Annotated in this window: 9 protein-coding genes; 7 read left to right on the forward strand and 2 right to left on the reverse strand. The window is 33.5% G+C overall.

The features are described from left to right. Positions 1–62 precede the first annotated feature (62 nt). A complete protein-coding gene (eda, locus tag RR643_RS10175) occupies positions 63–1,040 on the reverse strand; it encodes a bifunctional 4-hydroxy-2-oxoglutarate aldolase/2-dehydro-3-deoxy-phosphogluconate aldolase (protein WP_332470076.1) in 978 nt (325 codons plus the stop codon). 216 nt (positions 1,041–1,256) lie between these two features. Between eda and RR643_RS10180 the strand changes: the two genes are divergently transcribed. The 6 genes from RR643_RS10180 to RR643_RS10205 are packed head-to-tail and all read left to right on the forward strand — an operon-like array spanning position 1,257 to position 7,563. Beyond that, positions 1,257–2,438, forward strand: a complete 1,182-nt coding sequence (locus RR643_RS10180) for a glycoside hydrolase family 88 protein (RefSeq protein ID WP_332470075.1) — start codon at positions 1,257–1,259, stop codon at positions 2,436–2,438. A gap of 21 nt (positions 2,439–2,459) precedes the next feature. Continuing rightward, the gene (locus RR643_RS10185) at positions 2,460–2,951 is read left to right on the forward strand and encodes a PTS sugar transporter subunit IIB (RefSeq protein WP_332483148.1); all 492 of its coding nucleotides are present in this window, start codon (positions 2,460–2,462) and stop codon (positions 2,949–2,951) included. 12 nt (positions 2,952–2,963) lie between these two features. Then, positions 2,964–3,743 (forward strand): PTS mannose/fructose/sorbose/N-acetylgalactosamine transporter subunit IIC, encoded by a 780-nt coding sequence (locus tag RR643_RS10190; protein WP_332470073.1) that lies wholly within the window; start codon positions 2,964–2,966, stop codon positions 3,741–3,743. Further along, on the forward strand, positions 3,730–4,548 hold the full coding sequence (locus tag RR643_RS10195) for a PTS system mannose/fructose/sorbose family transporter subunit IID (protein WP_332470072.1): 819 nt from the start codon (positions 3,730–3,732) through the stop codon (positions 4,546–4,548). The genes RR643_RS10190 and RR643_RS10195 overlap by 14 nt, the downstream gene beginning before the upstream one ends. A gap of 51 nt (positions 4,549–4,599) precedes the next feature. Continuing rightward, positions 4,600–6,504: an alginate lyase family protein gene (locus RR643_RS10200; RefSeq protein ID WP_332483149.1), complete on the forward strand. Its 1,905-nt coding sequence runs from the start codon at positions 4,600–4,602 to the stop codon at positions 6,502–6,504. A gap of 60 nt (positions 6,505–6,564) precedes the next feature. Next, positions 6,565–7,563, forward strand: coding sequence for a LacI family DNA-binding transcriptional regulator (locus RR643_RS10205; RefSeq protein WP_332470070.1), 999 nt, complete (start codon positions 6,565–6,567; stop codon positions 7,561–7,563). Between the two features lie 10 nt (positions 7,564–7,573). Here RR643_RS10205 and RR643_RS10210 read toward each other — a convergent pair whose 3' ends face one another. Further along, the gene (locus tag RR643_RS10210; protein WP_332470069.1) at positions 7,574–7,876 is read right to left on the reverse strand and encodes a Dabb family protein; all 303 of its coding nucleotides are present in this window, start codon (positions 7,874–7,876) and stop codon (positions 7,574–7,576) included. A gap of 241 nt (positions 7,877–8,117) precedes the next feature. Between RR643_RS10210 and RR643_RS10215 the strand changes: the two genes are divergently transcribed. Beyond that, positions 8,118–9,446, forward strand: a complete 1,329-nt coding sequence (locus tag RR643_RS10215; protein ID WP_332483150.1) for a cation:dicarboxylate symporter family transporter — start codon at positions 8,118–8,120, stop codon at positions 9,444–9,446. Positions 9,447–9,465 lie beyond the last annotated feature (19 nt).

The following is a 9,465-nucleotide window of genomic DNA, read 5'->3' on the forward strand; positions in this document are numbered from 1 at the left end:
TTTCCTTCTGTTGAAAGACGTAACATGATTTCTCCCATTGTTATGATTTTCATAATAACCTCCTACATCTTGACGTCAGGATTGATTAAATGGAATTTAAATCCTGCGATGTCTAAGTCTAAGTATGCAAAATTGATTTTATTCGTTTTCTTATTTCTTGTGATGGTTTCTTCTATTACGTTGATTCCGATCTTCTTAAGTTGATAGAGTGCACGTTCTGGATATGGAGTATATATAGCGATATGTCCTTTATCACCTGGACCTTTTGCATGGAGTAATTCGAAACCTTCACCGGCAAAGGCACTCTTTGGTTTTTCGTATAATTTGAATCCAAAACTATCACAAAGTATTTTCGCAAACTTAACTGCATCATCCTTTGAATCGTTATTTATACCGATATGAATCAAACGGTAGGATAATAAATTTTTGATTGCTTCTTTTGTTTTTAGTTCAATTGCATCCCAATCTTTAGCGTCAACTAAGTCTTGAGGTAACATAAATGATCCGCCAATCGCATCAACACAAGGAAGTGATAAGTAGTCATGCATGTTATTTGGATTAATTCCACCGGTTGGCATAAAGTGCATTGTTGAATAGGGAGCACTTAAATCTTTAATGCGTTTTGCACCACCACTACTTTCTGCAGGGAAGAATTTTACGGTATCTAAACCAAGAGATAAAGCTTTTTCAATTTCAGATGCAGTAGATACACCTGGTACCACAAGAACATTATGATGAATACACCATTGGACTACTTCTTCATTTAATCCAGGGGTAATAATGAACTTTGCTCCTGCTTTGACTGCTGCTTCTGCTTGGCTAATGGTCAGCACAGTTCCAGCGCCTACTAATATTTCTGGGTATGTTTTTACAACATCGCTTATGGCTTGTTGTGCGTGTTCGCTTCTAAATGTAATCTCAGCACAATTAATTCCGCCTTTGCTTAATGCGTTAATCATGGGTAGAGTGTCACTTGGGTCATCAATCCTAATAACTGGAATGATTCCGATATCTGATAATTCTTTTAGTAATGGATGCATAATACACGACCTTTCTTTTACAAAACCAAGTAAACCTTAGTAAACTGGTTTATTCGTTATTATAATAGTCGCATTTACAAATTATGTCAAGCAATTAAAAAACTCCTTTAAATAAAGAGTTTATTGGTGTTTTGAAAAAAGTATTTGACAAGTAAAGGATTTGAAAATATAATGACAGTGCATAGTAAACTAGTTTATGTGAAAGGAAAACCAAACATGAGAACAGTACAAATTGAAGAAATTAGTAAGAAAGAGGAATTCCTAGGTACAAATCCACTAACAAAAGAAGAGTTAAATGAAGCAATCCAAGAAGTAATCAAACAAATCGACTTAAACATGGAATATTTACAAGATAAGTTTCCAGCACCTGCAACAAAAGGTCTTAAGTATCCAATTATTGATTGCATAGAATGGACAGATGGTTTCTGGACAGGAATGCTTTGGTTAGCTTACGAAGTGACAGGAGATGAGAAGTATAGAAAACATGCAGAAGCAAATATTCTAACTTTCAAACATCGTATTGAAAATCGTATTGAAGTTGATCATCACGACTTAGGTTTCTTATATACACCAACATGTGTTGCGGCATATAAGTTAACAGGTAGTGAAATTGCAAAAGAAACTGCGATACTTGCAGCGGACAAGCTAATTGAACGATTCCAAGAAAAAGGGGAATTCATTCAAGCTTGGGGTGAATACAACAATCCAGACCATTATCGTTTTATTATAGATTGTTTATTAAATATCCCATTACTTTATTGGGCAACTGAGGTAACAGGTAATAAGAAGTATGAAGAAATTGCGCGTAAACATTTTGAAACAAGTATCAATAATGTTATTCGTGATGATGCAAGTGCATATCATACATTCTATATGAACCATGAAACTGGTGAACCACTAAGAGGAGCAACACGCCAAGGATATAGCGATGATTCTTCTTGGGCTAGAGGTCAAGCTTGGGGAGTATATGGCTTAGCACTAAATTATAAATATACAAAAGAAAAAGGAATCTTCGGTTTATATGAAGGTATGACAAATTACTTCTTAAATCGTTTACCAGATGATAACGTTTGTTACTGGGATTTAATCTTTATCAACGAAGCAAAACAATCTAGAGATTCAAGCGCTGCAGCAATTGCTTGCTGTGGAATGAATGAGATGGGTAAATATTTGGATGATGAAAATTCAAAAGTTTATCAAGGAGCTACAAATAACATTTTACGCTCACTAATCCATAACTATACAAGCAAGATGCATGAAGAAGGAGACCCTGTTCTATATCATGGTGTTTATTCATGGCATAGTGGAAAAGGAGTCGACGAAGGAAACACATGGGGTGATTACTACTATTTTGAAGCGTTAGTACGTATGGCAAAACAGTGGGATCCATATTGGTAGTAGAAAAAAGGAGGAATGAAAATGAGTGCGCCAAACATTATCATGACAAGAATTGATGAAAGATTAATTCATGGCCAAGGGCAAATTTGGATAAAGGTATTAGGATGTAATACAGTCATAGTCGCGAATGACAGTGTTGCAGAGTCACCAGTTGAACAAACATTAATGAAAACTGTTGTACCTGAATCAGTTGCGGTAAGATTTTTCCCAATTCAAAAAGTCATTGATGTTATTCACAAAGCAAGTCCACAACAAACAATTTTCTTAATTATTAAAAATTTAGATGATGCATTGAAACTTGTTCAAGGTGGAGTTCCAATTACGCACATCAACATTGGGAACATTCACAATGCTGAGGGAAAAGAAAAAGTAACACGTTCAATATTTTTGGGAGAGAATGATCGTGCTATGTTACGTACTTTGATTAATGATTATAAAGTAACATTTGATACAAAAACTGTACCAAATGAAGGTAACAATAGTGCAGAAGTAGATATAAATAAATTTATATAGGAGGAGAACAAAATGGAAATTACTATCATTCAAGCAGTCCTGATTGGACTGTGGACAGCTTTCTGTTTTTCAGGGATGCTGTTAGGTATTTATACAAACAGATGTATCATTTTATCATTTGGGGTTGGAATAATTCTAAATGATATGCCAACTGCTTTATCAATGGGGGCATTAGCTGAGTTAGCTTATATGGGATTCGGTGTTGGTGCTGGTGGAACAGTTCCACCAAATCCAATTGGTCCAGGTATTTTTGGAACACTTATGGCAATTACAAGTAAAGGAAATATTACTCCTGAAGCTGCACTTGCTTTATCTACACCAATCGCTGTAGCAATTCAATTTGCTCAAACATTTGCTTATACTGCATGTGCTGGAACACCAGAGAGTGCTAAAAAAGCAATCCTTGCTGGTAACTTTGGTAAATTTAAAGTTGCTGCAAATACAACAATCGTATTATTTGCTGTCATTGGATTTGCACTAGGTTTTGGTGGTGCCTTATCAATGGATGGTATTTTAAAACTAGTAGATTATATTCCACCACTTTTACTTAATGGATTAACAGTAGCAGGTAAAATGTTACCAGCTATCGGATTCGCAATGATTTTATCTGTTATGGGTAAAAAACAACTTGTACCATTCGTATTACTTGGATATGTTTGTGCATCATATTTAAAACTTCCAGTAATTGGTATTGCTATCGTGGGTACAATCTTTGCATTAATTGATTATTATAGAGAACCAAAAGTAGTAGAGGTAGCAGCAGAAGGAGGAAATCAAGATGAGTGGATCTAATAAATTAACAAAGAAAGATTATATTACTACATCACTTCGTGCTTTCTTCTTACAAAATGGATTTAACTATAGTAATTATCAAGGTACAGGATATGCAAGTGTTATCTATCCTGCAATTAAAAAAATCTATGCAGATGAACCAGAAAAACTAAAACAAACCATGGTTGATAGTTGTGATTTCTACAACACAAACCCACACTTCTTACCTTTCATTACAAGTTTACATTTAGTTATGTTAGATAATGGAATGAGTGAAGAAGAATCTCGTGGTATTAAGATGGCTTTGATGGGTCCTCTTGCAGGAATTGGTGATTCATTATCTCAATTCTGTCTTGCTCCATTATTCTCTACAATTGCAGCTTCACTTGCAGCTGAAGGATTAATAGCTGGACCAATTATCTTCATAGTAGCAATGAACTTCATCTTAACGACAATCAAAATAACTACAGGTTTATATGGTTATAAATTAGGTGTAAGTGTAGTTGATAAATTAAGCAAACAAATGAGTACAATTTCCAAAATCGCAAACACAATTGGTGTTACAGTAATAGCTGGTCTTGCTGCAACGTTTGTTAAAATGAATGTACCTATTAAATTTGCTGCAGGAGAATTAAATGCGGATGTAAATCAATCTATCGTTACAATTCAAGGTATGTTAGATAAAATTGCGCCAAGCTTACTTCCTATGCTATATACATTATTAGTTTATTACTTGATCAAGAAAAAAGGATGGACAACATATAAGTTAGTAATCCTTACAGTAATAATCGGTATTGCTGGATACGGTTTAGGAATCTTATCATAACAAGTAAGGAAATCTACCCAGTGTAGATTTCTTTTTGATAAAGGAGAACATATGTATAACGAATTGAAACCATTACTAACGAAGCAAGAAGAAAATAAAAAGATAATTATGTATGCCAATCAAATAGTCGAACATCAATTCTCATTTGATAAAACTTGGGATATGGAACGATGCACAACAATATATGAATTGCCCAAGATAATTGATTGGAATCAAATTTACAATGATGATGAAGAATGGGTCTTCATGCTCAATCGTTTTAGTTACTTAAAAGATTTATCGCTCGCCTATTTGATTACATCAGCAACTATTTATCCAGATAAAATTAAAGACCTAATGATGCAATGGATAGACAAACATCCAACGATGGAATATTCATTGTCAACACGTACACTGGATACTGCAATTAGACTGGAAATGTTTGAAACAATGATTCAGTTTTTAAAAGAGTTTAACTTACTTTCGGATGTTGAAGAGAAGAAAATTAAGACGAGTATTGTAAGTCAAATACAATATCTTAGAGATAACTACATCACCAAATATCGTTTGAGTAATTGGGGTAGTATTCAGTTGCTTACGTTGAATCATCTCATTCCAGAACTAGATGAAAATTATACAGAGAATTCAATCCATCAATGGGCACTAAAAGAATCGAAAGAACAACTTCATATCCAAGTGTTAAAAGATGGTATGCATTGGGAACAATCTACAATGTATCATGTTGAAGTACTTAATAATCTTCTTACAATGATTCAAAAAAATCGTACTCAACAAATTGAAATAGAATATAGCTATATTGATACAGCGATGAAAATGGTGGATGCATTGTTTGGGTTAACTTTACCTCAAGGTGTAATTGAAACCTTTGGTGATAGTGATCGAACGATGACAAAAGATGTTTTCATCAAAGCGTGTAGTATTTTGAATACAAACAAATGGAAAAAAGAAGAATGGGATATAGATGCTGACACACTTTTTGATTTGGGGTTAGATTTAGCGTTGCGATTCAAATCGTTTGAAGTGAATCACAATACACCGGTTCTATTTGATGGACATGATGCAGGAATTTATGTAGTAAAAAATTCTACAAAACCCAATGCTTCAAGTACCATGTTTATCAATGGCTCATTGGGTAGTGGACATGGACACTCGGATAATCTACATCTATCGTTGAGTTTGAATGGAATACCCTTTCTAATTGACAGTGGACGTTATACATATCGTGAAGATCACAAAGAGCGTATTCGCTTGAAATCAATGGAAGCTCATAATATCGTTCTTGTGGATGATTTACCACATTCTATACCAGATGGTAGTTGGACAAATGAATCTTTTTGTCGACCTCTAAAAACGTTTGTAAACCATAGTGATGAAGTCCATTATTATGAGTCTGGTATTCTATGTCTAGATAAAGGATATACAGTCTTAAGAAAGTTAGTTGTATTGGATATAAATATTTGGCTTCTTGTGGATGAGGTAATTTATGCAGGTAAGCATCATACAAAAACGTTTTATCATTTGGATCCAGATGTAAGTGTGGACCAAAATTACTTATTAAGCAGTCATGACGAATATCTACAAATGAACATCAATGGTGATACTAGTATCAAGGAAAGTGTGTGTTCGCTTAGATACAATGAATTATCTAAACAAAAAGTAATTGAAGTGACACATCAATTTGAAAATCATTTAATCAATTTAACTGACTTCTATCAAAAAGGTATCAAGGTTGAAGATGTTTTCATTCAACAAGGAGATAAAATTTGTAATGATCATTCGCTTTATTGTGCAAAGAAGTATATAGTGAATGAAGATGAAACAGTTGTGGTTATCCTATTCCACAAAGAAATATATAAAGGATCAAAGATATTCAGTTATGAAGGGTGTAGCTTCCATGCACAAAGTTTAGTTATTAAAACTAAGGCTGGTGTCAAAGAAGTTCATGTATTAAAATAGTAGAGTAAGATCTATTGTAAAATATGAAATAAGTAGAAATGACGAAAGGGAATACAGTGAATGAGTGATAAGTTAACAATCAAAGACATTGCGAAATTATCGGGAACATCAAAAACGACAGTCTCATTTTATTTGAATGGCAAGACTGATAAGATGTCTTTAGGTACGCAAGAAAGAATCCGAGAAATTATTGAAAAGACCAACTATCAACCAAATGTCATCGCCCGTTCATTGAATGCGAAAAGTATCCAATTGATTGGAGTTATCATCGGAGATATTACCAATACATTTGCGAATCAAATTGTTAAAGGGATTGATAATGTAGCCAAAGAAAAAAATTACCAATTAATTATTGGTAATAGTAATTATGATTTTCAAATGGAAAAAAAATACATTGAACGAATGTTGGCTATGGGTGTAGATGGATTTATTGTGCAACCAACAATTGAGTTTGAGGTAGTAGAGAAAGAATTAGGTAATAATCAAAAACCAATTGTATATATTGACTCACAATCAAGAAATTCAAAAGGACTTTGGGTTAAGACAAATAATTATGAAGCTGTACTTGAAGCAACTGAAAGTATTATTGAAAAAGGATATGAAAACTTTATTATGATTACAGCTGATCCATCTGTATTAACAACAAGAATGGAACGTGCACGTGGTTATGAAGATGCATTGAAGTTAAAAGGATATAGTGTTAAAACATTTATTGTAAATTCAGATACAAAAAGTGAAGAAATGAAAACATTCATTGAACAAAATCTAGAAGATAAAAAAACATGTATCTTTGCCCCAAATTGTTGGGTTTTACCAAAAGTGTTTGTAGCGATTAAAGAACTACGTCATTTGATGCCAGATAAGTTAGGACTTATGGGATTTGATAATTTAGAATGGACTGAATTCTCATACCCAACTGTATCAACAATTGTACAACCTGCATATGATGAAGGTGAAACAGCTGCTCGAATTCTAATTGATAGAATTGAGGGTGTAAATGAAGAGGCACCCAATCAAATTTTAAAATGTAAAACAAATTTCTGTGAATCAATAAAATAGACCGCAAGGTCTATTTTATGTAGTCTATACAAGATCTGGATTCAACAAAAGGGATAATGTAGGTAGATGCGACCTCCTTGTGCAATGAATGATTTGCGTATGCGATAAGCATATCTTCAGTTTCAAATTCACTATTCAAGCACATATCAACATTAGATGAATCTAATGTATTAATAATAAGTTCTAATTTTGCTACATGGGGTATTTGATTGATTAATGATTCAAGATGTTTCTTTGCGTTATTTTTAATGACTTCTTTTTCCTCGTTAGTATAACTTTCTTTGATTCGCCATAATACAATGTGTTTAATCATGTCTTTCTCTCCTTAATCTGATTTTGTAAAGTGCATATCTTTTGACACATACTATTGTACTATTTATACTTAAATTATGTTAGGAGAATGAGTATGAAAAAACAACACGTTGTACAAATTAGTTGCTGTTGCTCTTGTTGGATAATATAGACAAGGGTATTTTCGTACTGATTTTATGATACATAGAATAGGTAGATGCTCTTGCATAAGTAGGAGCATCTTTTATTATGGAGGATAAGTTATGTTAGAAACATTTTTAAATGGGTATTTACAAATTAGTAATTGGACAACTGTATTTTTTATCTTTTTCTTTCTTGTTGCAGTTGTGATGATTCGAAAACTAGATAAGATGGAATACAATTACACAAAGATTCTAGTTTTAGCAATGATGATTGGTGTAGTCTTAGGGTTATTGGGTAATTGGATGGCGAATGAGTATCCAACAATTACCAAAGAAGTATCTAGTTGGTATGGTTTAGTTGGTTATGGCTTTATGGACCTACTCAAGATGGTAGCAATACCTCTTGTGTTTATATCGATGATTCGAGTCATTATCACTACTAAACAAGATTTTAAGAAGTTAGCAATTCGTACAGTAATTGTACTTGCGACAACAACGGTAATTGCTTCGGTTGTGGCGATTTTGTTATCAGGTATTTTACCACTCACAGAGAGTTTAACAACCGCAACGGATACTCAAAATTCAATACGTGAGGTGAGTACATTTGTTACTACTCTACGTGGTATGATTCCAAGCAATGCAGTGGATATTTTTGCTAAAGGTAATATCTTAGCGGTTATTGTATTGGCATTTCTTTTAGGAATATCACTTAAATCACTTGAATCAAATGAGAGTGTACAACCTCTTATTCGATTGGTTGAAGCTACTTATCAATTGATACGTAAACTTGCTGTATTTATCATGGATTTAATGCCATATGCAATTATTCCTTTACTAGCGAATGTTGTAATTACACAAGGAAATTCAACAATTTTAGGGGCAATTAATTTTGTGGTTGTCTTATATGTAGCAATTATTGTGATGTTTGTGATTCACTTGGTGATTGTTCGACTTTTCAAACAACCTGTTAAAGAATATTTGAAAGCCGTTAAGAAACCATTATTACTTGCGTTTACTTCAAGATCAAGTCTTGGCACATTACCAGTTACAATAGATGCGATGACAACAAAACTACATATACCTTCAGGAATTGCGGATATCGTAGGAAGTTTTGGAGCTAATATGGGTATGAATGGATGTGCTGGTATTTATCCAACCCTTGTGGTGATTACACTTGCAACTATGCTAAAGATACCAATGGATATTTCTTTCTTTATTATGTTGGTGTTTGTGGTTGTCTTGGGTTCATTTGGTATTGCAGGAATTCCAGGTGCTGCAACCATGTCAGTCGCTATTGTTTTAACAGGGATGGGGCTTGTGGAATACTATCCGCTATTGGGTGTCATCTTAGCAATTGATCCAATCTTAGATATGGGAAGAACAATGCTAAATGTTAATGGAACATTGGTAGCTGGTGTCGTTGTGAATGAGTTAGAAAAAAAGAAATAAGAATTAGAATAAACAAGAA

The sequence above is a fragment of the Anaerorhabdus sp. genome (assembly GCF_036637135.1).
GTDB lineage: Bacteria > Bacillota_I > Bacilli_A > Erysipelotrichales > Erysipelotrichaceae > Anaerorhabdus.

What these genes read in the sequence shown, in the direction of transcription:
- eda (WP_332470076.1), bottom strand. Translation starts at nt 1,040, where the DNA reads ATGCATCCATTACTAAAAGAATTATCAGATATCGGAATCATTCCAGTT.
- RR643_RS10180 (WP_332470075.1), top strand. Translation starts at nt 1,257, where the DNA reads ATGAGAACAGTACAAATTGAAGAAATTAGTAAGAAAGAGGAATTCCTA.
- RR643_RS10185 (WP_332483148.1), top strand. Translation starts at nt 2,460, where the DNA reads ATGAGTGCGCCAAACATTATCATGACAAGAATTGATGAAAGATTAATT.
- RR643_RS10190 (WP_332470073.1), top strand. Translation starts at nt 2,964, where the DNA reads ATGGAAATTACTATCATTCAAGCAGTCCTGATTGGACTGTGGACAGCT.
- RR643_RS10195 (WP_332470072.1), top strand. Translation starts at nt 3,730, where the DNA reads ATGAGTGGATCTAATAAATTAACAAAGAAAGATTATATTACTACATCA.
- RR643_RS10200 (WP_332483149.1), top strand. Translation starts at nt 4,600, where the DNA reads ATGTATAACGAATTGAAACCATTACTAACGAAGCAAGAAGAAAATAAA.
- RR643_RS10205 (WP_332470070.1), top strand. Translation starts at nt 6,565, where the DNA reads ATGAGTGATAAGTTAACAATCAAAGACATTGCGAAATTATCGGGAACA.
- RR643_RS10210 (WP_332470069.1), bottom strand. Translation starts at nt 7,876, where the DNA reads ATGATTAAACACATTGTATTATGGCGAATCAAAGAAAGTTATACTAAC.
- RR643_RS10215 (WP_332483150.1), top strand. Translation starts at nt 8,118, where the DNA reads ATGTTAGAAACATTTTTAAATGGGTATTTACAAATTAGTAATTGGACA.